Annotated in this window: 32 protein-coding genes and 1 tRNA gene; 4 read left to right on the top strand and 29 right to left on the bottom strand. The window is 59.1% G+C overall.

What is annotated here, in order from left to right; translation table 11 throughout:
• Positions 1-15: 15 nt before the first annotated feature.
• Positions 16-402, bottom strand: coding sequence for a YraN family protein (locus ACYVOC_RS04285; RefSeq protein ID WP_461160963.1), 387 nt, complete (start codon positions 400-402; stop codon positions 16-18).
• On the opposite strand from ACYVOC_RS04285, the gene rsmI reads away from it, so the two are divergent.
• A complete protein-coding gene (gene rsmI, locus ACYVOC_RS04280; protein ID WP_116005841.1) occupies positions 402-1,334 on the top strand; it encodes a 16S rRNA (cytidine(1402)-2'-O)-methyltransferase in 933 nt (310 codons plus the stop codon). The genes ACYVOC_RS04285 and rsmI overlap by 1 nt on opposite strands.
• Before the next feature lie 148 nt (positions 1,335-1,482).
• Here rsmI and ACYVOC_RS04275 read toward each other — a convergent pair.
• From ACYVOC_RS04275 to ACYVOC_RS04155, 25 genes are all read right to left on the bottom strand, one after another.
• A tRNA-Met gene (locus ACYVOC_RS04275) sits at positions 1,483-1,559 on the bottom strand.
• A 19-nt stretch (positions 1,560-1,578) separates the two neighbouring features.
• Complete coding sequence (rplQ, locus tag ACYVOC_RS04270; RefSeq protein WP_116005840.1) at positions 1,579-1,971, bottom strand: 50S ribosomal protein L17; 393 nt, start codon at positions 1,969-1,971, stop codon at positions 1,579-1,581.
• A gap of 85 nt (positions 1,972-2,056) precedes the next feature.
• Positions 2,057-3,049 carry a DNA-directed RNA polymerase subunit alpha gene (locus tag ACYVOC_RS04265; RefSeq protein WP_116005839.1) on the bottom strand — a complete coding sequence of 331 codons (993 nt, stop codon included), beginning with the start codon at positions 3,047-3,049 and terminating at the stop codon, positions 2,057-2,059.
• A 113-nt stretch (positions 3,050-3,162) separates the two neighbouring features.
• Positions 3,163-3,786, bottom strand: a complete 624-nt coding sequence (gene rpsD, locus ACYVOC_RS04260) for a 30S ribosomal protein S4 (protein WP_116005838.1) — start codon at positions 3,784-3,786, stop codon at positions 3,163-3,165.
• Between the two features lie 94 nt (positions 3,787-3,880).
• Positions 3,881-4,285, bottom strand: coding sequence for a 30S ribosomal protein S11 (gene rpsK, locus ACYVOC_RS04255; protein ID WP_116005837.1), 405 nt, complete (start codon positions 4,283-4,285; stop codon positions 3,881-3,883).
• 18 nt (positions 4,286-4,303) lie between these two features.
• Complete coding sequence (gene rpsM / locus ACYVOC_RS04250; RefSeq protein ID WP_116005836.1) at positions 4,304-4,669, bottom strand: 30S ribosomal protein S13; 366 nt, start codon at positions 4,667-4,669, stop codon at positions 4,304-4,306.
• Between the two features lie 24 nt (positions 4,670-4,693).
• The gene (gene rpmJ, locus ACYVOC_RS04245; protein ID WP_003050535.1) at positions 4,694-4,807 is read right to left on the bottom strand and encodes a 50S ribosomal protein L36; all 114 of its coding nucleotides are present in this window, start codon (positions 4,805-4,807) and stop codon (positions 4,694-4,696) included.
• Between the two features lie 150 nt (positions 4,808-4,957).
• Positions 4,958-6,274 carry a preprotein translocase subunit SecY gene (gene secY, locus ACYVOC_RS04240; RefSeq protein ID WP_461160962.1) on the bottom strand — a complete coding sequence of 439 codons (1,317 nt, stop codon included), beginning with the start codon at positions 6,272-6,274 and terminating at the stop codon, positions 4,958-4,960.
• A 22-nt stretch (positions 6,275-6,296) separates the two neighbouring features.
• Positions 6,297-6,728: a 50S ribosomal protein L15 gene (gene rplO / locus ACYVOC_RS04235; RefSeq protein ID WP_116006247.1), complete on the bottom strand. Its 432-nt coding sequence runs from the start codon at positions 6,726-6,728 to the stop codon at positions 6,297-6,299.
• 10 nt (positions 6,729-6,738) lie between these two features.
• A complete protein-coding gene (gene rpmD / locus ACYVOC_RS04230; RefSeq protein WP_116005834.1) occupies positions 6,739-6,921 on the bottom strand; it encodes a 50S ribosomal protein L30 in 183 nt (60 codons plus the stop codon).
• Between the two features lie 14 nt (positions 6,922-6,935).
• Positions 6,936-7,454 carry a 30S ribosomal protein S5 gene (gene rpsE / locus ACYVOC_RS04225; protein WP_116005833.1) on the bottom strand — a complete coding sequence of 173 codons (519 nt, stop codon included), beginning with the start codon at positions 7,452-7,454 and terminating at the stop codon, positions 6,936-6,938.
• A gap of 17 nt (positions 7,455-7,471) precedes the next feature.
• Entirely contained in the window at positions 7,472-7,837 is a 366-nt protein-coding gene (gene rplR, locus ACYVOC_RS04220) for a 50S ribosomal protein L18 (RefSeq protein ID WP_116005832.1), read from the bottom strand.
• 11 nt (positions 7,838-7,848) lie between these two features.
• Positions 7,849-8,382 (bottom strand): 50S ribosomal protein L6, encoded by a 534-nt coding sequence (rplF, locus tag ACYVOC_RS04215; RefSeq protein ID WP_116005831.1) that lies wholly within the window; start codon positions 8,380-8,382, stop codon positions 7,849-7,851.
• A gap of 24 nt (positions 8,383-8,406) precedes the next feature.
• A complete protein-coding gene (gene rpsH / locus ACYVOC_RS04210; protein WP_116005830.1) occupies positions 8,407-8,802 on the bottom strand; it encodes a 30S ribosomal protein S8 in 396 nt (131 codons plus the stop codon).
• Positions 8,803-8,822: 20 nt separating this feature from the next.
• Complete coding sequence (rpsN, locus tag ACYVOC_RS04205; RefSeq protein WP_116005829.1) at positions 8,823-9,128, bottom strand: 30S ribosomal protein S14; 306 nt, start codon at positions 9,126-9,128, stop codon at positions 8,823-8,825.
• 8 nt (positions 9,129-9,136) lie between these two features.
• Entirely contained in the window at positions 9,137-9,676 is a 540-nt protein-coding gene (gene rplE / locus ACYVOC_RS04200; RefSeq protein WP_116005828.1) for a 50S ribosomal protein L5, read from the bottom strand.
• 10 nt (positions 9,677-9,686) lie between these two features.
• On the bottom strand, positions 9,687-10,007 hold the full coding sequence (gene rplX, locus ACYVOC_RS04195; protein ID WP_116005827.1) for a 50S ribosomal protein L24: 321 nt from the start codon (positions 10,005-10,007) through the stop codon (positions 9,687-9,689).
• Positions 10,008-10,017: 10 nt separating this feature from the next.
• Positions 10,018-10,386 carry a 50S ribosomal protein L14 gene (gene rplN, locus ACYVOC_RS04190; RefSeq protein ID WP_116005826.1) on the bottom strand — a complete coding sequence of 123 codons (369 nt, stop codon included), beginning with the start codon at positions 10,384-10,386 and terminating at the stop codon, positions 10,018-10,020.
• A 204-nt stretch (positions 10,387-10,590) separates the two neighbouring features.
• A complete protein-coding gene (locus tag ACYVOC_RS04185) occupies positions 10,591-12,183 on the bottom strand; it encodes a glycerol-3-phosphate dehydrogenase/oxidase (protein ID WP_116005825.1) in 1,593 nt (530 codons plus the stop codon).
• A 124-nt stretch (positions 12,184-12,307) separates the two neighbouring features.
• Complete coding sequence (locus ACYVOC_RS04180; protein WP_116005824.1) at positions 12,308-14,041, bottom strand: ABC transporter substrate-binding protein; 1,734 nt, start codon at positions 14,039-14,041, stop codon at positions 12,308-12,310.
• Between the two features lie 108 nt (positions 14,042-14,149).
• Positions 14,150-14,458, bottom strand: a complete 309-nt coding sequence (locus tag ACYVOC_RS04175; RefSeq protein WP_116005823.1) for a DUF2160 domain-containing protein — start codon at positions 14,456-14,458, stop codon at positions 14,150-14,152.
• Between the two features lie 58 nt (positions 14,459-14,516).
• Complete coding sequence (locus ACYVOC_RS04170) at positions 14,517-15,329, bottom strand: carbohydrate ABC transporter permease (RefSeq protein ID WP_116005822.1); 813 nt, start codon at positions 15,327-15,329, stop codon at positions 14,517-14,519.
• Entirely contained in the window at positions 15,322-16,218 is an 897-nt protein-coding gene (locus tag ACYVOC_RS04165; protein ID WP_116005821.1) for a carbohydrate ABC transporter permease, read from the bottom strand. The genes ACYVOC_RS04170 and ACYVOC_RS04165 overlap by 8 nt, the downstream gene beginning before the upstream one ends.
• On the bottom strand, positions 16,215-17,291 hold the full coding sequence (locus ACYVOC_RS04160; RefSeq protein WP_461160961.1) for an ABC transporter ATP-binding protein: 1,077 nt from the start codon (positions 17,289-17,291) through the stop codon (positions 16,215-16,217). Before ACYVOC_RS04160 ends, ACYVOC_RS04165 begins: the two co-directional genes overlap by 4 nt.
• Before the next feature lies 1 nt (position 17,292).
• Positions 17,293-18,372: an ABC transporter ATP-binding protein gene (locus ACYVOC_RS04155; RefSeq protein WP_116005819.1), complete on the bottom strand. Its 1,080-nt coding sequence runs from the start codon at positions 18,370-18,372 to the stop codon at positions 17,293-17,295.
• A gap of 191 nt (positions 18,373-18,563) precedes the next feature.
• Between ACYVOC_RS04155 and ACYVOC_RS04150 the strand changes: the two genes are divergently transcribed.
• The 3 genes from ACYVOC_RS04150 to proC all read left to right on the top strand — a co-directional run bounded on the left by ACYVOC_RS04150 (position 18,564) and on the right by proC (position 21,784).
• Positions 18,564-19,331, top strand: coding sequence for a DeoR/GlpR family DNA-binding transcription regulator (locus ACYVOC_RS04150; protein ID WP_116006246.1), 768 nt, complete (start codon positions 18,564-18,566; stop codon positions 19,329-19,331).
• A gap of 39 nt (positions 19,332-19,370) precedes the next feature.
• Complete coding sequence (gene glpK / locus ACYVOC_RS04145; RefSeq protein ID WP_461160960.1) at positions 19,371-20,864, top strand: glycerol kinase GlpK; 1,494 nt, start codon at positions 19,371-19,373, stop codon at positions 20,862-20,864.
• Positions 20,865-20,938: 74 nt separating this feature from the next.
• Positions 20,939-21,784, top strand: a complete 846-nt coding sequence (proC, locus tag ACYVOC_RS04140) for a pyrroline-5-carboxylate reductase (RefSeq protein ID WP_461160959.1) — start codon at positions 20,939-20,941, stop codon at positions 21,782-21,784.
• A 66-nt stretch (positions 21,785-21,850) separates the two neighbouring features.
• Here the strand turns inward: proC and ubiA are convergent, their stop codons facing one another.
• The 3 genes from ubiA to ACYVOC_RS04125 all read right to left on the bottom strand — a co-directional run bounded on the left by ubiA (position 21,851) and on the right by ACYVOC_RS04125 (position 24,476).
• Positions 21,851-22,720, bottom strand: a complete 870-nt coding sequence (ubiA, locus tag ACYVOC_RS04135) for a 4-hydroxybenzoate octaprenyltransferase (RefSeq protein ID WP_461160958.1) — start codon at positions 22,718-22,720, stop codon at positions 21,851-21,853.
• A 121-nt stretch (positions 22,721-22,841) separates the two neighbouring features.
• On the bottom strand, positions 22,842-23,360 hold the full coding sequence (locus ACYVOC_RS04130; RefSeq protein ID WP_116005815.1) for a Dps family protein: 519 nt from the start codon (positions 23,358-23,360) through the stop codon (positions 22,842-22,844).
• Between the two features lie 150 nt (positions 23,361-23,510).
• The gene (locus ACYVOC_RS04125) at positions 23,511-24,476 is read right to left on the bottom strand and encodes a LysR substrate-binding domain-containing protein (RefSeq protein ID WP_461160957.1); all 966 of its coding nucleotides are present in this window, start codon (positions 24,474-24,476) and stop codon (positions 23,511-23,513) included.
• Positions 24,477-24,534: the final 58 nt, after the last annotated feature.

The following is a 24,534-nucleotide window of genomic DNA, read 5'->3' as shown; positions in this document are numbered from 1 at the left end:
TCTTCGCCTATTCACTCAAGGCGCATCAAAAGCTGCCTTGATCCATTCGACTTCGCCCTCCACCAGAACCACATCGAAACGGCACGGGGGCGGTGCGCCCCATCGCAGCAGAAAATGACGCGCAGCGAAGATGATGCGCCGCTGCTTCAACGATGAAATACTGGCCCCGGCGCCACCGAATGCGCGGCTGGAACGCCTGCGCACCTCGACAAACACCACAGTTCCGTCGGGCTCCTGCACAATCACGTCGATTTCTCCGCCACCACGTCCTGGCGTTCGATAATTGCGCACAAGCAGTCGCAGGCCGGCAGCCTGCAAATGGGCCCATGCAAGATCCTCCGCAGCATTGCCTTTCGCGCGTGTGGTCGTCTTGCCGGTAAATATCTTGTCAAGGAAATCCATTGAGCGCATCTTTCGCATCAGCCTTGGGTGCCGCCCGCGAAGCGGCCGCAGACCAGCATTATCCTCAAGCGACCTTGTATGTGGTTGCCACCCCCATCGGCAATCTTGCAGACATCACGCTTCGCGCGCTGCACGTGCTGCAGTTGGCGGATACCTTGGCTTGTGAGGACACGCGCCACACCCAAGGCATGCTGAGAATCTATGGCATCGACAAGGAACGAAGCCAACTGCTTGCCGTGCACCAGCACAATGAAGCTGAGTCTGCACAGGCAGTAATTGCCCGATTGCAGCAAGGCGAGCGGGTGGCTTACGTTAGCGACGCGGGCACCCCAGGCGTTAGCGATCCTGGGGCACGCCTGGTTGCTGCGGTGCGTGCGGCAGAACTGCGCGTGATGGGTCTGCCTGGCGCGAGCAGCATCACGACGGCCATTAGCGTGGCCGGAATGATTGCCAGTGGGAGCGACGGTTTTGTATTTTCAGGATTCTTGCCAACCAAGGCAGCTGAGCGCAACATGCGTGTGCAGCGCCTGCAGCAGGAACCCCGCGGCATCGTGCTGCTGGAAGCGCCGCACCGCATTCAAGAACTGGCACACGCCTTGTCGGCCCTGGGCCATCGTCCAGTCACGTTGGCACGCGAGCTGACCAAGCAGTTTGAGGAAATCACCACGCTGCCGGCCCACGCTCTTGCGTCTTGGCTGCAAGCAGATCCCCATCGATCGCGCGGCGAATTCGTCGTACTTGTGCATCCGGTTGCTGCGATCACGGATACAAGAGACAGTCTGCGCATTCTTCAACTGCTTTTGCAAGAATTGCCTTTGAAGTCTGCGGTGCGCCTCGCCGCGACCATTACCGGTTCACCACGCAATGCTCTGTACGACAGTGCATTGAGGCTGCAGCGCGCAGGTGAACCATCGATCGAAACAGATGATTGATAGTTCACGAAATTCCTTCCCAGCACGCCATTGGCGCCAGGGCTGAGGCCCATTGGCCACTTGCCGACCTCACAAGATATCGATGGGCAAAAACAAAAACGCCCACTAAAAAGTGGGCGTTTACTGACAGCGGAGACCGCTTGCATATTGGTTGCGCGAGAAGGATTTGAACCTCCGACCTTTGGGTTATGAGCCCAACGAGCTACCAGACTGCTCCATCGCGCGGTAAGAAGTATATTATAGCTTACTTTTCAGAGCTCTCGCTAGAATTATTTGCATCAGCACGATCCACCAGTTCAACCAAGGCCATTGGTGCATTGTCGCCAACGCGGTAACCCATCTTCAGAATACGGGTGTAACCACCGGGACGCGCATTGAAGCGGGGACCCAGGTCATTGAACAACTTGGTAACCATGTCACGGTCGCGCAGACGGTCAAACGCCAAACGCCGGTTAGCAACAGTGTCCACCTTGGCCAAAGTGATCATGGGCTCGACCACACGACGCAGTTCTTTGGCTTTTGGCACTGTGGTTTTGATGGCTTCGTGTTGCAGCAGCGAATTCATCATGTTTTGCAACATCGCAAGGCGGTGCGAGGTGGTGCGGTTGAGTTTGCGGAGTCCGTGACCGTGGCGCATGGTGCTTTCCTTATATATCGTTAAATCGGGCAGCCGTATCAGGTACTGCCCAAGGCACTCCCCTTATGGGGACCAAAATTATAGCTTACCGCTTGTCCAAACCGGCTGGCGGCCAGTTTTCAAGCTTCATTCCTAAGGTCAGGCCGCGCGATGCGAGCACTTCCTTGATTTCGTTGAGCGACTTACGACCCAAGTTCGGGGTCTTCAGGAGTTCATTCTCAGTACGCTGAATGAGATCGCCAATGTAGTAAATGTTTTCAGCCTTCAAGCAATTGGCCGAACGCACGGTAAGTTCAAGTTCATCGACGGGACGCAACAGAATCGGATCAAACGTGGCATTGCCGCGCTGGCTGCCCGGCTCGGGGAAGACGGGCATATCCCCGCCTTCGAGCTGCGCAAAAACTGCCAATTGTTCAACCAAAATCTTTGCCGACGCGCGAACCGCATCTTCTGCAGTGATCGCGCCATTGGTTTCAATCTCAACGACCAGCTTATCCAAGTCGGTCCGCTGCTCGACACGAGCGCTTTCAACCGTGTAGCTGACCCGCTTGACTGGGGAGAACGAAGCGTCGAGAACGATCCGTCCAATCGACTTGGATGTTTCATCCGAGAATCGGCGTTGATTGCCCGGGACGTAGCCACGGCCCTTCTCGACCTTGATCTGCATATCCAATTTGCCGCCTTGCGACAAGTGGGCGATCACATGATCCGGGTTCACGATCTCCACGTCGTGGGGTGTCTGGATATCGCGTGCAGTTACGACGCCATCGCCGTCTTTTCGAAGGCTGAGCGTGACTTCGTCACGGTTATGCAGCTTGAACACAACGCCTTTGAGATTCAACAAGATGTTGACCACATCTTCCTGAACACCATCAATCGAGGAATACTCGTGGAGCACGCCTGCGATCGTCACTTCTGTCGCTGCATAACCCACCATGGACGAGAGCAGAACGCGCCGAATGGCATTGCCCAACGTGTGCCCATATCCGCGCTCGAACGGCTCCAGTGCGACTTTGGCCCGGTTGTGGCCTAGCTGCTCTACATTGATAGCCTTGGGTTTCAGCAAATTTGTTTGCATGCAGACTTCCTCTCAATACCCCCAGCTCGTTACACCGGTAAGGCTGGTGAAGCGCCTACACCGCAATGCCTTGCGGTGTAGGAACGATTTTCTACGGTGATTGCGCTCAGTGCTTAGCGCGAGTACAGCTCAACAATCAAGGATTCGTTGATATCTGCACCAAATTCGTCCCGATCAGGAACCTTCTTGAAGACTCCTTCTGCCTTGGCAGCATCGACCTCAACCCAAGCAGGCATACCGACTTGCTGTGCGAGCTGTAGCGCCTCAGCAATACGGCCTTGATTCTTGGATTTTTCGCGCACAGCCACCACGTCACCAGCCTTGACCAGGTACGAAGGGATATTGACAGACTGCCCATTGACAGTCATTGCCTTGTGGGACACAAGCTGACGAGCTTCTGCGCGCGTAGAGCCAAAGCCCATGCGATACACCACGTTGTCCAGGCGGCACTCCAACAACGACAACAGGTTGGCACCCGTGTTGCCCTTGCGACGGTCAGCGGCCTCGAAATAACGGCGGAATTGCTTTTCCAGGATGCCGTACATGCGCTTGACCTTCTGCTTTTCGCGCAGTTGGAGGCCATAGTCAGACGTGCGCTGACCCGAGGTGCGACCATGCTGGCCGGGTTTGGAATCAAACTTCGACTTGTCCGCAATCGAGCGGCGTGCGCTCTTGAGGAACAGGTCGGTGCCTTCACGGCGAGAGAGTTTGGCCTTGGGGCCGAGATAGCGTGCCACTTGAATATCCTTCTATGTCATCTTCCGCAAACCATTGCGGGAGCCGTCTGCAGCGGCTAAACCGGCGCAGACGGCGGTGGGCTTGTTAAATCAATTAAATGCGACGGCGTTTTTGCGGGCGGCAGCCGTTGTGGGGTACCGGGGTCACATCAGAAATCGACGTGATGCGGATACCTAGGGCACCAAGGGCGCGTACCGAAGATTCACGTCCAGGGCCAGGGCCCTTGATTTCCACATCCAGGTTTTTAATACCTTGCTCAATAGCTGCACGACCCGCCGTTTCTGAAGCTACCTGGGCGGCGAAAGGCGTTGATTTGCGCGAACCCTTGAACCCTTGACCACCTGACGATGCCCACGACAGTGCGTTGCCCTGGCGATCGGTAATTGTGATGATGGTGTTATTGAACGATGCATGCACGTGGGCAACACCATCCGAAACGTTCTTGCGAACTTTTTTGCGTACACGCTGTGAGGCGTTATTGGCAGGAGACTTGGCCATATTGATCTTTCAATCTCTTTATTTTTTCAGTGCAGCGGCACCCTTGCGCGGACCCTTGCGAGTGCGTGCGTTTGTGCGCGTGCGCTGACCGCGCATGGGCAGTCCGCGGCGATGGCGGAAACCCCGGTAGCAACCAATGTCCATCAAACGCTTGATGTTCATCGTGGTTTCGCGGCGAAGGTCACCCTCAATGGTGAACTGCGCAATCTGGTCGCGAATTTTTTCCAGATCACCGTCCGATAGATCTTTGATCTTTTTGGAATAAGCGATGTCGCATGCTTCGCAAATTTTGCGAGCGCGTGTGCGACCAATGCCGAAAATAGCAGTTAAGCCAATCTCTGCATGCTTGTGCGGCGGAATATTGATACCAGCGATACGTGCCATGTGCGTCCTCTAATGCTTTCCTGTTCAACCCTGGCGCTGCTTGTGGCGCTGGTCAGTACAGATCACACGCACCACACCTTTGCGGCGGATGATCTTGCAGTTACGACAGATTTTCTTGACCGAAGCCGAGACTCTCATTTCATACTCCTAAAACCAGATAGCGCTCCGGCTGCATGCCTGAAACACCTTGTAAGCCTGTGCATAGCACAAGGCATACATCTTTTAAATCACGCCAGCTTTTGACCGCAGCGCGCCATAAATATGCAAATAACTTGGTGGCAAACGCCGTCAAGCACCTGCTCCCGACTTGAAATTCGCCTTCTTGAGCAGCGAGTCATACTGCTGAGACATCAGATAATTTTGCACCTGTGCCATGAAGTCCATAGTCACCACCACAATGATCAGCAACGAGGTGCCACCAAAATAGAAAGGCACGTTGTATTTAATGATCAAAAACTCAGGCAGCAAGCACACGAACGTGATGTAGATCGCACCAATCAACGTGAGACGCAGCAGAATTTTATCAATGTAGCGCGCAGTCTGTTCACCTGGCCGAATGCCAAGTATGAACGCACCACTTTTCTTCAGATTGTCTGCGGTTTCACGGCTATTGAACACAAGTGCCGTATAGAAAAAACAGAAGAAGATGATGGCCGTTGCATAGAACATCACGTAAATAGGTTGCCCTGGCGTGAGTGCTCCTGATATATCTTTCAGCCAACGCATCGACTCGCCTGCGCTGAACCAGTTCACCACCGTCGCTGGAAGAAGAATGATGGACGATGCGAAGATCGGAGGAATCACACCTGCCATATTCAGCTTCAAAGGAAGATGAGATGACTGACCGCCATAGACCTTGTTGCCTACCTGCCGCCTGGCGTAGTTAACAAGAATTTTCCGCTGCCCACGCTCGACGTAAACCACGAAGTAGGTCACCAGCCCAACCACCAGTACGATGAAGATGGCGGCAATGATGCTCATGGCACCTGTACGAACCAACTCCAACAGTCCACCGATAGAGCTAGGCAAACCGGCTGCGATACCTGCGAAAATCAGGATCGATATACCGTTACCCAAGCCGCGCTCAGTAATCTGCTCGCCGAGCCACATCAGGAATATTGTTCCTGCCGTAAGGCTTACCACGGCCGTCATGCGAAAACCAAACCCAGGCACAAGCACCAAACCTGCAGAACTTTCCAGCGCCACGGCAATCCCTAATGACTGGAAGATTGCCAGCCCCAAGGTTCCATAGCGGGTGTACTGGGTGATCTTTCGACGCCCTGCCTCACCCTCTTTTTTTAGCTGTTCAAATGTGGGCACCGCGTAGGTCATGAGCTGCATGATGATCGATGCCGAGATGTACGGCATGATTCCCAATGCAAACACGGTAAAACGCGAAAGCGCCCCGCCTGAAAACATATTGAACAAGTTCAATATGCCTTGTTGGCCACTGAAAAGTTGCTTGAGTTGGGCCGGATCGATACCAGGAACGGGGATATGCGCCCCGATACGGTATACGACCAGCGCCATCAGCAAAAATACCAGTCGGCGACGCAAATCGCCGTACTTGCCGGTTTTTGCTATTTGTGCAGCGCTAGTTGCCACAGAAGCTTTCCTTAATGCCGAGTCAGGCGATAGAGCCGCCAGCTGCTTCAATCGCAGCCTTGGCACCTGCCGTTGCACCGATGCCGGTAAGCTTCACCGCCGAACCAATGGCTCCGGTGTTGATCACTTTCACGACCTTGGCGTTTTGTCCGACCAGACCAGCCTGCTTGAGAGCGAGCATGTCGATCTCCGCCAGACCAAGCTGGGTCAGCGCCGTGAGCGTAACTTCTGCATTGAACTTCAGAGTCTGCGACTTGAAGCCACGCTTTGGAAGGCGGCGCTGCAGCGGCATCTGACCACCTTCAAAGCCAACCTTGTGGTAGCCACCAGAGCGCGACTTTTGCCCTTTGTGGCCGCGACCAGCCGTCTTGCCCAAACCAGAGCCAATGCCCCGACCGACGCGACGCTTGGCGTGCTTTGAACCTTCTGCTGGCTTGATGTTATTAAGTTCCATCATTTACCTCTCAGAGGACTTTGACCAGATAACTGATCTTGTTGATCATGCCGCGCACTGCAGGCGTATCCTGCAATTCGCTGACACTGTTCAGCTTGCGCAGCCCGAGGCCACGTACGGTTGCACGATGGGTGACCTTGGTCCCAATCGGGCTGCGTACCAGCTGAATCTTCACGGTTTGTTGTGTAGACATTGTCCAGGCTCCTGTCAGACGAAGAGGTCTTCGACCGTCTTGCCGCGCTTGGATGCCACTTCCGCCGGTGTGGTGGAATTGGTGAGCGCGTCAAATGTGGCACGGACCATGTTGTAGGGATTCGATGAACCATGGCTCTTGGCCACGATATCCGTCATTCCCATGACTTCGAACACGGCGCGCATTGGGCCGCCAGCAATAATGCCAGTCCCCTTGGGAGCCGGCGCCATCATGACGTGGGCCGCACCGTGGTGACCCGTTACCTGATGGTGAATTGTGCCGTTCTTCAGCGACACCTTCACCATATTGCGGCGAGCCTCTTCCATTGCCTTCTGCACTGCAGCTGGCACTTCCTTGGATTTTCCTTTGCCCATGCCCACGCGGCCATCGCCATCACCAACAACGGTCAGGGCAGCAAAACCGAGAATACGACCGCCCTTCACGACTTTGGTGACGCGGTTGACCGCAATCATCTTTTCGCGCATGCCGTCGTCGCGGCCTTCGTCTTGCACTCGGGGTTGAAATTTAGCCATTTTGTATTCCGTTCCGCTTAGAACTGCAGACCCGCTTCACGTGCGGCGTCGGCAAGAGCCTTGACGCGGCCGTGATAGGCAAAACCTGCACGATCAAATGCAACCTTCTCCACGCCTGCCTGCTTGGCTTTTTCGGCAATACGCTTGCCGATAACCTGTGCTGCCGCTGCGTTGCCACCCTTGCCAGATCCGCCCAGTGCTGCACGCACATCGGCTTCTGCGGTGGATGCGCTGGCCAGCACTTTGCTGCCATCGCCGGAAATCACGGCTGCATAGATATGGAGATTCGTACGGTTTACAGTCAGTCGCGCCACGCCTTGCTGTGCAATGCGGATGCGTGTCTGACGGGCCCGACGAAGACGCTGCTCTTTCTTGGTCAACATGTTGCAGCTCCTTATTTTTTCTTGGTCTCTTTGATCGTGATCTTTTCGTCCGCATAACGGATTCCCTTGCCCTTGTAAGGCTCGGGCGGACGAACCGCACGGATCTCTGCAGCAATCTGACCTACGCGCTGACGGTCCGCACCCTTGACAACCACTTCCGTGGGCGTTGGCGTTGCGACAGTGATGCCAGCAGGCATTTCAAAATTGACAGGGTGTGAATAACCCACGGCCAGATTCAGCTTGGAACCGGAGGCCGAAGCCTTGTAGCCCACGCCGACCAGGTTGAGTTTCTTTTCAAAACCCTTGCTGACACCCACGACCATGTTGTTAACCAACTGGCGAATGGTGCCGCTCATGGCATTGGCTTCACGCGAATCATTGGCTGGAACAAAGCTCAGCTTGCCCTCATTGCTGGACACTTTGACCAGCATGTTTTGCGCCAATGACAACGCGCCACCAGAGCCCTTGACAGAGATCTGGTCATCTTTAACTGACACATCCACGCCAGCGGGGATGGTCACAGGCATTTTTCCTACTCGAGACATTTCAGTTTCTCCTCAATGCCGCGCTTAGGCCACATAGCAGAGCACTTCACCACCGACTCCGGTAGCGCGCGCTTTGCGATCGGTCATGACACCCTTGGGGGTGGTGACAATTGCCACACCCAGGCCGTTCATGACTTGTGGAATGGAATCACGACCCTTGTACACACGCAAGCCAGGGCGGCTCACGCGCTCGATACGCTCGATAACCGGGCGTCCAGCGTGGTACTTCAGGGCTATTTCAATTTCAGACTTGCCACCGTCGGTTTTGACCTGGAATCCGTCAATGTACCCTTCGTCCTTCAGCACCTGAACGATAGCGGTCTTCACCTTGGAAGACGGCACCATCACGGTAGCCTTGGAAACCATTTGGGCATTGCGGATGCGGGTCAGCAAGTCAGCGATAGGATCACTCATGCTCATGTTGTATCTCTCCTGCCTGCTTACCAGCTGGCCTTGGTGACACCCGGGATGTCGCCAGCGAAGGCCAGCTCGCGAATCTTGGCGCGGGCCAGACCGAACTGACGGAAGGTACCACGGGGACGACCCGTGATTGCACAGCGGTTGCGCTGGCGCGTGGGGTTGGCGTTGCGCGGCAGCTTCTGCAGACCCAAACGGGCTGCTTCACGCTCTTCATCACTGCGCTTGACGTCGGTTGCGACAGCCTTGAGTTCAGCATACTTTGCTGCATATTTGGCTGCCAGTTTTTCGCGCTTGAGTTCGCGCTGGATCAATGCTACTTTAGCCATACGCCGCCTCAGTTCTTGAACGGAAAACGGAAACCCGTGAGCAGTGCCTTGCACTCTTCATCGGTTGTTGCCGTCGTGGTGATGCTGATATTCAGGCCACGCAGCGCGTCAACCTTGTCGTACTCGATTTCAGGAAAAATGATCTGCTCCTTGACGCCGATGTTGTAGTTGCCACGGCCATCAAAAGAGCGACCGGAGATACCCCGGAAGTCCCGTACACGCGGCAGAGCCACAGTAACAAAGCGATCGAGAAACTCGTACATCTGAACGCCACGCAGCGTCACCATGCAGCCAATGGCCTGCTCTTCGCGAATCTTGAAACCCGCAATAGCCTTCTTGGCCTTGGTGACCACAGGCTTTTGCCCTGCAATCTTGGACAGATCGGAGACAGCGTGATCCATGACCTTCTTGTCGGCCACAGCCTCACTCACACCCATGTTGAGGGTGATTTTGCTAAGACGCGGAACCTGCATGGGCGACGTGTACCCAAACTGCTTCATGAGTTCAGGTGCGACTTTTTCGCGGTAGTGTTGTTGGAGTCGTGCCATTTTTTACCCCTTAGGCCGTCTTGATTTCAGCGCCGCTGGATTTGTATGTGCGGACACGCGAGCCGTCCGCCTGCACCTTGATGCCGACACGGTCAGCCTTGCCCGTCGCAGCGTTGTAGATCGCCACATTGGACTGGTGAATCGGCATGGCCTTCTCGACGATGCCGCCCGTCGTACCCTTCATGGGGTTCGGCTTGACGTGCTTCTTCACGAGGTTGATGCCCTCGATGACCAGATACGAGTCATCTTTGCGCAGCGACACCGTGCCGCGCTTGCCCTTGTCGCGCCCTGTGAGCACGACGATTTCGTCGCCCTTGCGAATCTTGTTCATCGCACTGTCCTTAGAGAACTTCAGGAGCCAGGGACACGATCTTCATGAACTTTTCGTTGCGCAGTTCGCGCGTCACGGGTCCGAAGATGCGGGTGCCAATGGGCTCCAGCTTTGCATTGAGCAACACCGCAGCATTGCCATCGAATTTCACAAGCGAGCCATCGCCACGGCGAATACCCTTGGCGGTACGAACCACCACGGCACTGTAAATTTCGCCCTTCTTGACACGACCACGAGGCGCAGCTTCTTTGACGCTCACCTTGATGATGTCGCCCACGCTGGCATAGCGGCGCTTGGACCCACCCAGCACCTTGATGCACAGGACGGACTTCGCGCCGGTGTTGTCGGCAACGTCTAACCGAGTTTCTGTCTGGATCATTTCATTATTCCCAACTTGCACCAGAAGCCATGTACATCCCGAGATCCTCGAGAAACACCCAGCAGCCAGTCAGTCTTGGGCCCGTCGTCCACCTTGCAAACCATTTGCAGGGCTTTCCTGGGCAGAATTTCGCTGATTTCTTAGCGAAGCCTTGGAGTATTGCAAAAAATCGTAGGCTCGTCAAGCGCTTTTTGACGATCCTCGTTAGCGGGGTACACGAAGATACTGCTCCGCCAAGGAGACGAAGGCCGCTGGCTGCGGATCATGCCCTGTCTCCTGCTGCAAAATTTCTGCCACATCAGATGCCATTTCCGCGGCCCGTCGCGCATTCAGAAAGAGGACGCGCCACCTCCGCGCAAGAACATCTTCCACTGTGCGTGCATATTCATATCTTGCCGCAAATCGCACCATGGCTTCGTTGACACCCTCTCCCAGATCGCGCTCGGCTCCCGGGAGCTGGCGCACAAAGTCTGCTTCAGCGCCGTACGAATGCCAGCCCTGTGCATCGCACATGCGATGGTGCACAGGTGTGCTGGGCGACCCCACGAGCGGAAAGTGGGCAGTCACTCCAGCAGGCTTGTAGTCGAGCAAGCCATTTGAAAAACACTTCTGCAAGACATCTTCGGCCATGGCCCGGTAGGTCGTCCATTTGCCGCCAGTGACGGTGACCAACCCACTGCGGCTCGCCAGCACAGTGTGCTCCCGGCTCAGGCTCTTGGTATTGTTGCCGTCATCGTCCTGCGGCTTGACCAACGGGCGCAATCCCACCCAGATGCTCCGAATGTCATCAGGGGTGGGCGCCTTGCGCAGATACCGGGCTGACTCCCGGAGGATGAACTCCATCTCCTCCGGGAAGGGCTCCGGCTCACGCTCCAGATCGTGCCGCGGGCTGTCGGTGGTGCCCAGGATGACTTTACCCAGCCAGGGAACAGCAAAAAGCACCCGGCCATCTGCCGTCTTGGGCACCATCAGCGCGTGATCAGATGCAAGAAACTCCCGGTCCACCACCACATGCACACCCTGGCTGGGTGCCACGATTGGAAGGACGGGGCGGCCCGTGGCCTCGCCATCTTGCTGGCGCAGGGCGTCCACCCAGACGCCTGTTGCATTGACAACACAGCGTGCGCGCAGAGTGTGGCGAGTTCCGGTCTCAGTGTTTTCACACACCACACCATTGACCCGCCCATTTTCATGCAGCAATTCGCGTGCGGCACAGTAATTCACCAGCAGAGCCCCTTGGCGAGCCGCCGTGCGAGCCAGCGCCAAGGCCAGACGTGCGTCGTCGAACTGGCCGTCCCAATATTTGACACCGCCTTTAAGTCCCTGCGCGCGCACGGTCGGCAGACACTGCAGCGTCTGCTTCGCACCCATAAACTCTGTAGAACCCAGCCCCGCCTTGCCCGCAAGAGCGTCGTACATCTTCAACCCTACGCCATAGAAAGGCGCTTCCCAACAGTGGTACGAGGGCATGACAAACGCCAGCGGCTGCGCCAGGTGTGGTGCGTTATTCAGCAAGGTGGTGCGCTCATGCAACGCTTCGCGCACCAGGGCAATATTCCCTTGCGCCAGATAGCGCACTCCGCCATGCACCAGCTTGGTGGCCCGCGATGATGTTCCCTTGGCAAAATCGTGCGACTCGAGCAGCGCCACGCTAAAACCACGCACCGCAGCATCCAGCGCCACACCCAAACCCGTGGCGCCTCCACCAATAACGACCAGATCGTAAATACGTGGCTCTCCAAGACGATCCAATAGTTCGGCGCGTGGAGTCAGCAAAGGGTTCTGGTATGTGGTCATGGTGGGATTGCATCCATGCGCATCGGTATCAATCGGTAATGCATTTAAAGCCCCCACTCCACAAAGGAGCGGGGGAGACAACCCCCGACTACACGGCCAAGGAATCGCCTGCGAGACGAGGTGCTCAGCGCACCTTGCCTTCCTTCCATGCCTGCAGCAGCTTGCCGTAGGCAATGGTTTCACCCTTGGGCTTTTCGTTGGCCAGGGCCTTCCAAGGGGCATGCTGGTCGCTCAACCATTTGGCCGGATCGCTCTTGGGATTGAGCTTTGGGGCGCACCGTTCCATGCCTGCGCGCTCCAGGCGGGCCATCACCTGATCCATCTCGTCCGCCAGGGTGTCCATGGCTTTTTGCGGGGTCTTTTCGCCCGTCACGGCCTGGGCCACGTTCTTCCACCACAACTGCGCCAGCTTGGGGTAATCAGGCACATTGGTGCCGGTAGGCGACCAGGCAACACGTGCTGGACTGCGGTAAAACTCGACCAAACCACCCAGCTTGGGCGCCAGATCCGTCATCGCCTTGGACTGGATATCGCTCTCGCGGATCGGCGTGAGACCGACAATGGTTTTCTTCAGCGACACCGTCTTGGCCGTAACGAACTGAGCGTACAACCAGGCGGCCGCCGTCTTGTCGGCGTCGTGTCCCTTGAAGAACGACCACGAGCCCACGTCCTGGTAGCCGTTTTGCATGCCGGGTTTCCAGTATGGACCGTTCGGGCCGGGTGCCATGCGCCATTTGGGCGTGCCATCCGCGTTAACCACGGGCAGGCCCGGCTTGACCATGTCGGCCGTGAAAGCGGTGTACCAGAAGATCTGCTGCGCGATCTGGCCCTGCGCCGGCACGGGGCCGGATTCGCCAAAGGTCATGCCCATGGCTTCCTTGGGCGCGTACTTCTTCATCCAGTCCACGTACTTGGTGAGCGCGTAGACGGCGGCCGGCGAGTTGGTGGCGCCGCCGCGCGCGACCGAAGCACCCACGGGCGTGCACTTGTCGTCGGCCACGCGGATACCCCACTCATCGATCGGCAGACCGTTGGGCGTGCCGATGTCGGCCGTGCCGGCCATCGACAGCCAGGCATCGGTGAAGCGCCAGCCCAGCGACGGATCCTTCTTGCCGTAGTCCATGTGGCCGTAAATGGGCTTGCCGTCAATCTGCTTCACGTCGTTGGTGAAGAACTCGGCGATGTCTTCGTAGGCGCTCCAATTGAGCGGCACGCCCAGATCGTAGCCATATTTGGCCTTGAACTTGTCCTTGATGTCCTTGCGGTCGAACAGGTCGGCGCGGAACCAGTACAGGTTGGCAAACTGCTGGTCGGGCAGCTGGTAAAGCTTGCCGTCGGGCGCGGTGGTGAACTTGGTGCCGATGAAATCCTTCAGATCCAGGCCCGGGTTGGTGAACTCTTTACCCGTGCCGGCCATGTAGTCGGTCAGGTTCATCATCTTGCCGTAGCGGTAATGCGTACCGATCAGGTCCGAGTCCGAGATCCAGCCGTCATAGATCGACTTGCCCGACTGCATGGAGGTCTGCAGCTTCTCGACCACATCGCCTTCCTGAATCAGGTCGTGCTTGACCTTGATACCGGTAATTTCCTCAAACGCCTTGGCCAGCGTCTTGGACTCGTATTCGTGTGTGGTCAAGGTCTCGGAAACCACCGAAATTTCCTTGACGCCCTTGCTTTGCAACTTCTTTGCGGCCTCAATGAACCACTTCAATTCGGTTGCTTGCTGGTCCTTGCTCAGCGTGGAGGGCTGAAATTCGCTGTCAATCCATTTCTTTGCCTCTGCCTCCCCGGCCCAGGCGGCCTGGCCCAGGGCCAGCGCGGCTGCGGCAAATGCGACTGCCTTCAGTTGAACCTTCATCACTTGTCTCCTCATTGGGCCTCCCCTTTTACAAATGAATCCCGGCCGCGGGGGAGGAACGGGCCGGATTTCTCGAAATCTCAAACGACGCGAAAGGGCTCCGCCTCGTCAGGCTTTGCGCATGACAAAGGCCAGCGCCGCCATCGACAACACCAAACTGATCCATACCGACGGTGCAGCCTCCAACGAAAACCACTGCACCATGTTTTCACCCAGACCCACCCAGGCCAGATTGATGAAAGCCGCGGTCAGCAATCCAATGAAGAGCCGGTCGCCGCGTGTGGTTTCAATGGGCAGGAACCCCTTGCGCAGCACCGTGGGAGATTTGATTTCCCACACGGTCATGCCAACCAGCATGAGCGCGATGCAGACAAAGAAAACAGCCACCGGCGTGGTCCAGGCCATCCACTCAAACATGGAAATCCCCCTTGTTCAATTGGGCACAACAGCGCTAAAGGCCTGTCCCATGAAAACGTTACACACGGCCCATCGCGAAACCCTTCGCGATGTAATGCCGCACAAACCAGATCACGATGGCGCCCGGAACGATGGTCAGGACACCCGCTGCTGCCAGCGTGGCCCAGTCCATACCCGATGCGCTGACCGTGCGCGTCATGGTGGCCACGATGGGTTTGGCATTCACGCTGGTCAGCGTGCGCGCCAACAACAGCTCCACCCAGCTGAACATGAAGCAGAAGAACGCCGCCACACCCACACCCGCCTTGATCAGCGGCAGGAAGATGGTGAGAAAGAAACGTGGAAACGAATAGCCGTCGATGTAGGCGGTTTCATCGATCTCGCGCGGGATGCCGCTCATGAACCCTTCCAGAATCCACACCGCCAAAGGCACGTTGAACAGCAGGTGCGCCAATGCCACCGCGATATGCGTATCCATGAGGCCCACCGTGGTGTAAAGCTGGAAGAACGGCAGCAGGAAAACCGCCGGCGGCGTCATGCGATTGGTCAGCAACCAGAAAAACACATGCTTGTCACCCAGGAACTGGTAGCGTGAGAATGCGTAGGCCGCAGGCAAGGCCACAGTGAGCGAAATCACCATGTTGATGGCCACATAGATCAGACTATTGATGTAGCCCGAATACCACGAGGGATCCGTAAAGATGGTTTTGTAGTTCGCCCAGGTGAAGTGCTGGGGCCAAAACGAGAAATGCGACAGGATTTCCTCGTTCGTTTTGAAACTCATGTTGATCATCCAGTAGATGGGCAACACAGCAAAAATCAGGTACGCGATCAGGAACAGCGTGCGCTTCTGGAAACGTTTTTCATTCATGGCCAGCCCCTTGTGCGTCGGCGGTTCCCATGCGCTGCATCCAGTTGTAGAGGATGAAACACATCAGCAGGATGATGAGGAAGTAGATCAGCGAGAAGGCTGCCGCCGGCCCCAGATCAAACTGGCCGACCGCCTTCTGCGTGAGGTACTGCGACAGGAAGGTCGTGGCATTGCCCGGTCCGCCGCCGGTCAGAACAAACGGCTCGGTGTAGATCATGAAACTGTCCATGAAACGCAGCAGCACCGCGATCATCAACACGCCCCGCATCTTGGGCAGCTGGATGTAGCGGAACACCGCCAGCTTGCTGGCCCCATCGATCCGGGCGGCCTGGTAGTACGCATCGGGAATGCTGCGCAGCCCGGCAAAACACAGCAGCGCAACCAGCGGCGTCCAGTGCCATACATCCATCACCAGCACCGTGAGCCAGGCATGCGTGGCATTGCCCGTGTAGCTGTAATCGATGCCGATCTTTTGCAGCGTATATCCCAGCAGGCCGATGTCGGCACGCCCATAGATCTGCCAGATCGTGCCCACCACGTTCCACGGAATCAGCAGCGACAGCGCCACCACCACCAGCACGGCAGAAGACTTCCATCCCTGCGCAGGCATGGACAACGCCAGCAAAATACCCAGCGGAATCTCCACCAACAGCACCGCCAGCGAAAAGGTAATTTGCCGCCACAGTGCAGAGTGCAATTCCTCATCGCGCATTACCGAGGCAAACCACTCCACCCCGACGAACACCCGGCGCTCGGGCGAGATGATGTCCTGCACCGAGTAGTTCACCACCGTCATTAAAGGAATGATGGCCGAGAAGGCCACACATAGCAGCACCGGAAGAATCAGAAACCAGGCTTTTTGGTTCACCGGTTTGGTGGTTCCGCTCATGGCAACAACTCCTCGTTTTGGTAGAAGCAAGTGTGTTCACCCAGCACCTGCAGCCAGACCTGATCGCCGGCAGAGGGCAAGCGCTGTTCCGTGTTGAAACGCGCCTTGACTTGGTGCGCACCTGCCTGTGCGGTCAGCATGAAATAGGTGCCGATATCCTGCACACGCGACACGGTGCACGGCAAGGCGCCGACCTGGCCCGGCTGCGCCAGTGACAGATATTCAGGCCGTATGCCCACCTGCAGCGCACCCGCAGGCAGCACGCGCGGCGTTGGCAGCTCCAGGGCATGGCCAGCCACCTGCAAGCGCCCTGTGTCGAATTGCGCGGGCAGAAAATTCATCCCCGGCGAGCCAATGAAATGCCCGACAAACACATGCTGTGGCCGCTCGAACAATGCATCAGCCGAGCCCACCTGTACGGCACGGCCGCGCGTCATCACCACCACCTGGTCGGCAAAGGTCAGCGCCTCGACCTGGTCGTGGGTCACATAGATCAACGTGAGCTTGAGCTCATGGTGGATCTGCTTGAGTTTGCGCCGCAATTGCCACTTGAGGTGCGGGTCAATCACCGTGAGTGGCTCATCGAACAGCACAGCGGCCACATCCGAGCGCACCAGCCCCCGGCCCAGCGAGATCTTCTGCTTGGCATCGGCCGACAGGCCCGCCGCACGTTGGTCCAGCTGTCCGCTCATCTCCAGCATCTCGGCAATGACTCCGACGCGCTGGCGAATCTGGTCTTGCGGCACCTTGCGGTTGCGCAGGGGGAAGGCCAGGTTCTCGGCCACCGTCATGGTGTCGTAGATCACCGGGAACTGGAACACTTGGGCAATGTTGCGGTGCTGAGGACTCTTGTGCGTCACGTCGCTGCCATCGAACAGTACCTTGCCATGCGAAGGCACCAGCAGGCCCGACATGATATTGAGCATGGTCGTCTTGCCGCAGCCCGACGGACCCAGCAGCGCGTAAGCGCCACCGTCTTCGAACTCCATCTTGAGCGGCAGCAGCGCGTAGTCGCTGTCCTGATGGGGGTTGGGTTTGTACGAATGCGCCAGATCAAGCGTGATATGCGCCATGTCAAATCCCCCCCGTGCGCTGCGGCGCCAGCAGCAGGCCGCCATCGCCGCCAAACACATAGACCTGCGCAGGGCTGAAGTACAGCGTGACCGAGGCCCCGAGATCAAAGTAATGCACCCCCGTGATCTGGGCGACCAGGTCGCCCAGCGGTGTCGTCGCGTGCACATAGGTATCGGAGCCAGAAATTTCGGCCAGCTCCACCGTACCCTGCACTGCCACATCGCCAGGGCGCGCCTGCACGCGCAGCGCACTGGCACGCACCCCAACGGTCAGATTTGCGCTGGCAGGCGCTGCCAGGGGCTTGCGCGGCACCAGCTCCACGCCGCCTTGCAGTCGCAGGCCGTTCGCTGCCGACCCAGCCGCCACCAGGTTGATGGGGGGGTCGCTGAAGGCGCGCGCCACGCGCAGCGAGCAGGGCTCGTGGAACACATCGGCCGTGGGGCCGTATTGCAGCAGTCGCCCTTCGTCCAGCACGGCCGTATAGCCGCCCAGCAAAAGGGCCTCGGCCGGTTCGGTGGTCGCGTACACCACGGTCGACTGCCCTGCCGCAAACAGTTGCGTGAGTTCTTCGCGCAATTCTTCGCGCAGCTTGTAATCCAGGTTCACCAGGGGTTCATCGAGCAGCATGAGCGGCGCGCCCTTGGCCAGCGCGCGGGCCAAGGCCACGCGCTGCTGCTGTCCGCCTGAGAGCTCGGCGGGCAGGCGGTCCAGAAACATTTCTATGTGCAGGCGCTCGGCCAATTCGCGTACGCGCGCCTGCAGGTTCTTTTCACCGCGCAGCTTGAGCGGCGACGCGATGTTGTCCGCCACAGTAAGCGAGGGGTAGTTGATGAACTGCTGGTAGACCATGGCCACATTGCGCTGGCGCACCGGCATGCCCGTCACATCCTTCCCATCCACCCGCACCCGCCCGCTGCTGGGCGCATCCAACCCGGCCATGATGCGCATCAGACTGGTTTTGCCCGCCTGCGTAGCCCCCAACAACACCGTCACGGCGTTGCTGTGCAGGGCCAGATCCATGTCGTACAGCCAGGTTTGCGCGCCCACTTTTTTGCTGATGCGCTCCAGAACCAGCTCCATTGCTTGACCTTTCCTGCGGCACGCCGCTCCCAGCTTTTCAGCGTGTTAGGAGGATTGCCGCAGCATGTTGATTTTCGTATCTTTTCATTTTTGTTCTTTTTTGTTCGAAATGTATCAAGGTTAACCCTTAATTGGTTCCTTTTTTTTCGATTTACAGTAACAACACCCGCCACCTTTCCCCAAAAATCTGCGTGAACACCAATCCCAGACAACTGCTTCTGCTCGAAGAAGTGCGCGCCCGCCAGTCGGCCACGGTGGAAGAACTCGCCGAAACCCTGGGAGTGACCCTGCAGACGGTGCGGCGCGATGTGCAGCGTCTTTCCGAGCACGGGCTGCTCACCCGGTTCCATGGGGGCGTGCGCATGCCGGGTTCCACGGTAGAGAACATTGCCCACACCCAGCGCGAAACGCTCAATTCCGAGGGCAAGGCGCGCATTGCCAAGGCGGTGGCGCAGCGGGTGCCCAACAACTGCTCGCTGATCCTCAATATCGGAACCACCACCGAAGCCATTGCCAAGGCGCTGCTCAAGCACCAGGGCCTGCGCGTCATTACCAATAACCTCAACGTCGCGGCTATCCTGTGCAGCAACCCCGATTGCGAGGTCATCGTGACCGGGGGCGTGGTGCGCTCGCGCGACCGGGGCATCGTGGGCGAAGCCGCCGTGGACTTCATTCGCCAGTTTCGGGTGGATATCGCCATCATTGGTATCTCGGGCATCGAGGACGACGGCTCGCTGCGCGACTTCGATTACCGCGAGGTGAAAGTGGCACAAACCATCGTGGAACACGCCCGCGAGGTCTGGCTGGCCGCCGACCACAGCAAGTTCAACCGCCCTGCCATGGTGCAGCTGGCCACCCTGGACCAAATCGACCGCCTGTTTACCGACGAGCAGCCGCCTGCGCCCTTCCCCGCTCTGCTGGAAAACGCCGATGTGGAACTGGTGCTTGCCGCACCCTGATCCCACGGCTCCTCCAGCGCGCCCTTTCACTGACACACCATGACCTACCTGCTCGCCCTCGACCAAGGCACCTCCAGTTCACGCAGCATCGTGTTCGACGAACGCGGCCACATCGTGGCCCAGGCGCAACTCGAACTTCCCCAGATCTACCCCCGCCCCGGCTGGGTGGAGCACGATCCGATGGAGATCTGGCGCACCCAGCTCGCCACGGCGCGCGCCGCCCTGCAGCAGGCAGGCATCACCGCCCGCGACATCCGGGCGGTAGGCATCACCAACCAGCGCGAAACCACCGTGCTGTGGAACCGCAAGACCGGGCGGCCCGTGCACCACGCCATCGTCTGGCAGGACCGGCGCGCAGAACCCGCCTGTGCGCAGTTGCGCGAACAGGGCAAGGCGGACACCATCCAGTCCAAGACCGGACTGTTGATCGACGCTTATTTTTCAGGCACCAAACTGCAGTGGCTGCTGGACAACGTGCCCGGCGCACGCGAGGCGGCCGAGCGCGGCGAGCTGGCTTTTGGCACCGTCGATAGCTGGCTGATCTGGCAGCTGACCCACGGCCAGGTGCACGTGACGGATGTGAGCAACGCCTCGCGCACCATGCTGCTCAATGTGCACACCAACCAGTGGGACGACGAACTGCTGGCGCTGCTGCGCATTCCCAAGGCGCTGATGCCCGCGGTGCTGCCGTCCAGCGCCCACTTTGGCGACACCGCAGCGGACCTGCTGGGCCACACCATTCGCATCGGCGGAGTGGCAGGTGACCAGCAAAGTGCGCTGTTCGGCCAGGCCTGCTTCACCGCAGGCATGGCAAAAAATACCTACGGTACCGGTTGCTTCATGCTGATGCACACAGGTTCCACGTTCCAGACCAGCCAAAACGGCCTGCTCACCACCAGCGCCGCCCAGCCTGGGACACAACCCGAATTTGCGCTGGAGGGCAGCGTCTTCGTCGGCGGCGCCGTGGTGCAGTGGCTGCGCGACGGCCTGCGTGCCATCTCCAGCAGCAGCGAGGTGGAGCCCCTGGCGCTCTCCGTGCCCGACTCGGGTGGCGTGATGATGGTGCCCGCCTTCACCGGCCTGGGCGCACCGTACTGGCAACCCGACGCACGCGGCACCATCACCGGCCTGACACGCGGCACCACCCTTGCCCACATCGCCCGCGCGGCACTGGAAAGCATTGCCTACCAAAGCGCCGCCCTGCTGCTGGCCATGAGCCGCGACGCCGTGGCTGCCGGTGGCGCACCGGTGAGCGAGTTGCGCGTAGATGGCGGCGCCTGCATCAACGACCTGCTGATGCAGTTCCAGGCGGATTTGCTGGGAATTCCGGTGGTACGGCCCGCTGTGATCGAAACCACCGCGCTGGGTGCCGCCTACCTGGCCGGGTTATCAAGCGGGGTGTATGGCAGCACCGCAGAACTCGCGCAGCTGTGGCGCGCCGAGCGCCGCTTTGTCCCCACGCTGGGCGCCGCGCGCGCACAAGAGCTGATGGCCCATTGGGAACATGCCGTGCGCCAGACCACGCTGGCCTGAGGTGCGCCCATGGGTGGCGCATGCCACCGATGCCGCTACCATGGCGGGCTCCACAGCAGCACCTGCACCGCACCATGAGCCAGACTTCCGCCTCCGCAGCCTCCATCCCCCTGCCCATGATCGCCTTCATCGGTGGCGGCAACATGGCCAGCGCCATCATTGGTGGGCTGATCCGCCAGGGCCACCCCGCCCACCAGATCGAGGTGGTTGAACCGTGGGAGGAAGCCCGGGTGGCATTGCAAAAAAACTTCGACATCCAGGCGCAGGCAACGGCCGGCCCCGCGCTGGCGCGCGCGGGCATCGTGGTCTGGGCTGTCAAGCCGCAAACCTTCAAGGACGCCGCCGCGCAGGCGCGCGAGCACACCCAGCATGCCCTGCACCTGAGCGTGGCTGCCGGCATCCGCTCTGACAGCATTGCCCGCTGGCTGGGCAGCGACTGCATCGTACGCACCATGCCCAATACCCCCGCGCTGGTGGGCAAGGGCATGAGTGCGCTGTATGCCCGCACTGGCGTCAGCGCAGCACAGCGCCAGCAGGTCGAGACCATCATGGCAACCACGGGCGAATTCCTGTGGGTGGACGACGAGCAGCAGCTCGACGCCGTCACTGCTCTGTCCGGCTCCGGCCCAGCCTATGTTTTTTACTTTCTGGAGGCCATGGCCCGCGCTGGCACGGCCATGGGCCTGACACCCGCCCAGGCCCACCAGTTGGCGGTCGGCACCTTTGTAGGCGCCTCGGAGCTGGCCCGGCAATCGGACGAGTCGCCTCAAGTCCTGCGCCAGCGCGTCACCTCCAAGGGCGGCACCACCTATGCGGCGCTGCAGTCGATGGAACAGGACGGCGTGGGGGAGGCCTTTGTGCGCGCCATGCAGGCAGCGCAGCAACGCGCCCACGAGCTGGGCAATGAGTTTGGCGCTTAAATTCTAGGCCAAATTGCCACCCAACGCCCTACCTGAAAGCGCTGACAGCTATATATTTAATAGCATTTAACGCAATGCGTAGCTGCCAGCAATGCCCACAAAGAAGGAGAATCCGATCCAGTGGTTCTCGCGGAAGGCCTTGAAACAGCCTTCGCGCGTACGCCCCCGAATCAAGGCCCAATGCCAGGCCACCTGCGCCAGCACCACGGCAATAGCAACATAAAACAGAGCACCCAGCGCAAACGGAGCAAGGGCCAGAGCCCAAATAAGCACAAAACCCAGGTAGAACGCCACAATGGCAGCCACATCAAAGCGTCCCAGCGTAATGGCCGAGGTTTGCATGCCCAGCTTCAAGTCATCATCGCGGTCCACCATGGCGTATTCGGTGTCGTAGGCCAGCACCCACAACAGGTTACCCAGCACCAGCCACAGCGCCAGCCAGGACACCTGGCCCTGCACGGCGGTAAAGGCCATGGGGATGCCCATGCTGAAAGCCACGCCCAACACGGCCTGGGGCATGGAAAAAAACCGCTTGGTGAACGGGTAAAGAATGGTCACTCCCAGGGCGGGCAGCGACCAGACCACCGTCGGCGCATTGGTGGTCAGCACCAGCGCAAACGCCACCAGTGCCAGCACAGCTCCCACGCCCAGAGCCTCGCGCACCGACACGGCGCCGCTGGTGATGGGGCGCTGCGCCGTGCGCTTGACATGCCGGTCAAAATCCCGGTCGGCCACGTCGTTCACGCAGCAACCGGCACTGCGCATCAGGATGGTCCCCAGCGTAAACACCGCCACCAGGTGCCAGCCTGGAAAGCCGCCAGCGGCCAGCCACAGCGCACTGAGTGTGGGCCACAGCAACAGCAGCCACCCTGCGGGGCGGCTCCAGCGGATGAGATCAAGGTACAGGGACAGGCGGCTGCGCGGCGAGGGAGACATACAGACGAAAAAAGACTGGGGCTCATCCGGCCTACTGGCACGCAGGCCGAACCGATGCCGCCGCAGTGTAGTGCAGTGCAGTGCCCGGCTGGCCACGCGCAGGCCGCCAGGCGCAACAGATTTACTCTTCCAACAAGGAGCGCAGCATCCAGGCCGTCTGCTCATGCACGGTCAGGCGCTGGGTCAGCAAGTCGGCCGTGGGTTCATCGCTGGCACGTTGCACCGCAGGGTAGATGCTGCGTGCCGTGCGCGCCACGGCTTCATGGCCTTCGACCAGCACGCGCACCATGTCCAGGGCCTTGGGTGGCTTGCTGGGCGCATCGGGCACGCTGGCGAGTTTGCCGAACTCGGCATACGAACCCGGTGCTACATGGCCCAGCGAACGGATGCGCTCGGCAATCGGATCCACGGCGTTCCACAGTTCGGTGTACTGGCCCATGAACATCAGGTGCAGCGTGTTGAACATCGGCCCCGTCACGTTCCAATGGAAGTTATGCGTAGTGAGGTAGAGCGTGTAGGTGTCCGCTAGCAAATGCGAGAGGCCGCTGGCGATGGCAGCACGGTCCTTGTCGCTGATGCCAATATGGATAGCAGGAACCTTGGATTTGGGAGCTTTGGTAGTGTTGGCGGCTTTGGCCATAGTCATCTCCTGGGGTGGATAAACAATCGAACCTGGGAACATCCGCATGCGGTCAAAACACGCAACTGCAAGCTCACAGGAGCTACCGGTTCACTGTAACGCAAGGCTTGGCGGTTCGATGTAGGACGGTGACCACCGTGCATTGCGCGCTCATGACAGCCGCGTAACTCCCGGCAGTTCACAGGCATAGATGGAGTTGCGCAGCGCGGCGATGGCTTCATAACGCGTAAAGCTGCGCCGCCAGGCCAGCACCACACGGCGCGTGGGCGGTGCGCTGCCGTCGCTCTCCAGGATGGGCAGGTAGCGGATATGCGGTTCATCGCTTTTGCGCCGCCGGGCCTGGCGCGAGAGCGCCTCGCGCGGCACCGCCAGGCGCGGCACCAAGGTGACGCCCATGCCAGCAGCCACCATGTGCTTGATGGTCTCCAGCGACGAGCCCTCAAAGGTCTTGCGGATGCCCTCGGCGTTGCTGGCAAAGCGCGCAAACTCGGGGCACACCTCCAGCACATGGTCGCGAAAGCAGTGGCCAGCGCCCAGCAGCAGCATGTTTTCGCTCTTGAGTTCCGCCGCCGACACCGAGGGCTGTGCGGCCAGCGCGTGGTTGCTGGGAACAGCGGCCAGAAAGGGCTCGTCATACAAAGGCGCCATGGCCAGCCCCGTGTCGGGGAAAGGCTCGGCCAGGATGGCGCAGTCAATCTCGCCCGTGCGCAGCATTTCAAGCAGCTTGACGGTGAAGTTTTCCTGCAGCATCAACGGCATTTGGGGGGTATTCCGAATGGCGTGGCGCACCAGATCGGGCAACAGGTAAGGGCCGATGGTGTAGATCACGCCCAGCGTCAACGCACCCGCCAGCGGGTCCTTACCGCGCTTGGCAATCTCCTTGATGGCGGCGGCCTGCTCCAGCACGCTCTGGGCCTGGCGCACGATTTCCTCGCCCAGCGGGGTCACACTGACCTCTCCGGCGCTGCGCTCAAACAGCTTGACGTCCAGCTCTTCTTCCAGCTTTTTGACCGCCACCGACAGCGTGGGCTGCGACACATAACAGGCATCGGCGGCACGGCCAAAGTGCTTTTCGCGTGCCACGGCAACGATGTATTTGAGTTCGGTGAGAGTCATGTGAGTAGCAGTATGGGCACCCGGTGCCTTGCGCAGCACACATCCAAATACCGTGCTG

The organism is Simplicispira piscis, from assembly GCF_054783455.1.
This window is presented reverse-complemented; position numbering and strand designations above follow the sequence as displayed.

Excerpts from the sequence above, each read along its gene's own strand:
- ACYVOC_RS04285 (WP_461160963.1), bottom strand. The coding sequence starts at position 402 with ATGGATTTCCTTGACAAGATATTTACCGGCAAGACGACCACACGCGCG.
- rplQ (WP_116005840.1), bottom strand. The coding sequence starts at position 1,971 with ATGCGCCACGGTCACGGACTCCGCAAACTCAACCGCACCACCTCGCAC.
- ACYVOC_RS04265 (WP_116005839.1), bottom strand. The coding sequence starts at position 3,049 with ATGCAAACAAATTTGCTGAAACCCAAGGCTATCAATGTAGAGCAGCTA.
- rpsK (WP_116005837.1), bottom strand. The coding sequence starts at position 4,285 with ATGGCCAAGTCTCCTGCCAATAACGCCTCACAGCGTGTACGCAAAAAA.
- rpsM (WP_116005836.1), bottom strand. The coding sequence starts at position 4,669 with ATGGCACGTATCGCTGGTATCAATATTCCGCCGCACAAGCATGCAGAG.
- rpmJ (WP_003050535.1), bottom strand. The coding sequence starts at position 4,807 with ATGAGAGTCTCGGCTTCGGTCAAGAAAATCTGTCGTAACTGCAAGATC.
- rplO (WP_116006247.1), bottom strand. The coding sequence starts at position 6,728 with ATGGAACTTAATAACATCAAGCCAGCAGAAGGTTCAAAGCACGCCAAG.
- rpmD (WP_116005834.1), bottom strand. The coding sequence starts at position 6,921 with ATGTCTACACAACAAACCGTGAAGATTCAGCTGGTACGCAGCCCGATT.
- rpsE (WP_116005833.1), bottom strand. The coding sequence starts at position 7,454 with ATGGCTAAATTTCAACCCCGAGTGCAAGACGAAGGCCGCGACGACGGC.
- rplR (WP_116005832.1), bottom strand. The coding sequence starts at position 7,837 with ATGTTGACCAAGAAAGAGCAGCGTCTTCGTCGGGCCCGTCAGACACGC.
- rplF (WP_116005831.1), bottom strand. The coding sequence starts at position 8,382 with ATGTCTCGAGTAGGAAAAATGCCTGTGACCATCCCCGCTGGCGTGGAT.
- rpsH (WP_116005830.1), bottom strand. The coding sequence starts at position 8,802 with ATGAGCATGAGTGATCCTATCGCTGACTTGCTGACCCGCATCCGCAAT.
- rpsN (WP_116005829.1), bottom strand. The coding sequence starts at position 9,128 with ATGGCTAAAGTAGCATTGATCCAGCGCGAACTCAAGCGCGAAAAACTG.
- rplE (WP_116005828.1), bottom strand. The coding sequence starts at position 9,676 with ATGGCACGACTCCAACAACACTACCGCGAAAAAGTCGCACCTGAACTC.
- rplX (WP_116005827.1), bottom strand. The coding sequence starts at position 10,007 with ATGAACAAGATTCGCAAGGGCGACGAAATCGTCGTGCTCACAGGGCGC.
- rplN (WP_116005826.1), bottom strand. The coding sequence starts at position 10,386 with ATGATCCAGACAGAAACTCGGTTAGACGTTGCCGACAACACCGGCGCG.
- ACYVOC_RS04185 (WP_116005825.1), bottom strand. The coding sequence starts at position 12,183 with ATGACCACATACCAGAACCCTTTGCTGACTCCACGCGCCGAACTATTG.
- ACYVOC_RS04180 (WP_116005824.1), bottom strand. The coding sequence starts at position 14,041 with ATGAAGGTTCAACTGAAGGCAGTCGCATTTGCCGCAGCCGCGCTGGCC.
- ACYVOC_RS04175 (WP_116005823.1), bottom strand. The coding sequence starts at position 14,458 with ATGTTTGAGTGGATGGCCTGGACCACGCCGGTGGCTGTTTTCTTTGTC.
- ACYVOC_RS04170 (WP_116005822.1), bottom strand. The coding sequence starts at position 15,329 with ATGAATGAAAAACGTTTCCAGAAGCGCACGCTGTTCCTGATCGCGTAC.
- ACYVOC_RS04165 (WP_116005821.1), bottom strand. The coding sequence starts at position 16,218 with ATGAGCGGAACCACCAAACCGGTGAACCAAAAAGCCTGGTTTCTGATT.
- ACYVOC_RS04160 (WP_461160961.1), bottom strand. The coding sequence starts at position 17,291 with ATGGCGCATATCACGCTTGATCTGGCGCATTCGTACAAACCCAACCCC.
- ACYVOC_RS04155 (WP_116005819.1), bottom strand. The coding sequence starts at position 18,372 with ATGGAGCTGGTTCTGGAGCGCATCAGCAAAAAAGTGGGCGCGCAAACC.
- glpK (WP_461160960.1), top strand. The coding sequence starts at position 19,371 with ATGACCTACCTGCTCGCCCTCGACCAAGGCACCTCCAGTTCACGCAGC.
- proC (WP_461160959.1), top strand. The coding sequence starts at position 20,939 with ATGAGCCAGACTTCCGCCTCCGCAGCCTCCATCCCCCTGCCCATGATC.
- ubiA (WP_461160958.1), bottom strand. The coding sequence starts at position 22,720 with ATGTCTCCCTCGCCGCGCAGCCGCCTGTCCCTGTACCTTGATCTCATC.
- ACYVOC_RS04130 (WP_116005815.1), bottom strand. The coding sequence starts at position 23,360 with ATGGCCAAAGCCGCCAACACTACCAAAGCTCCCAAATCCAAGGTTCCT.
- ACYVOC_RS04125 (WP_461160957.1), bottom strand. The coding sequence starts at position 24,476 with ATGACTCTCACCGAACTCAAATACATCGTTGCCGTGGCACGCGAAAAG.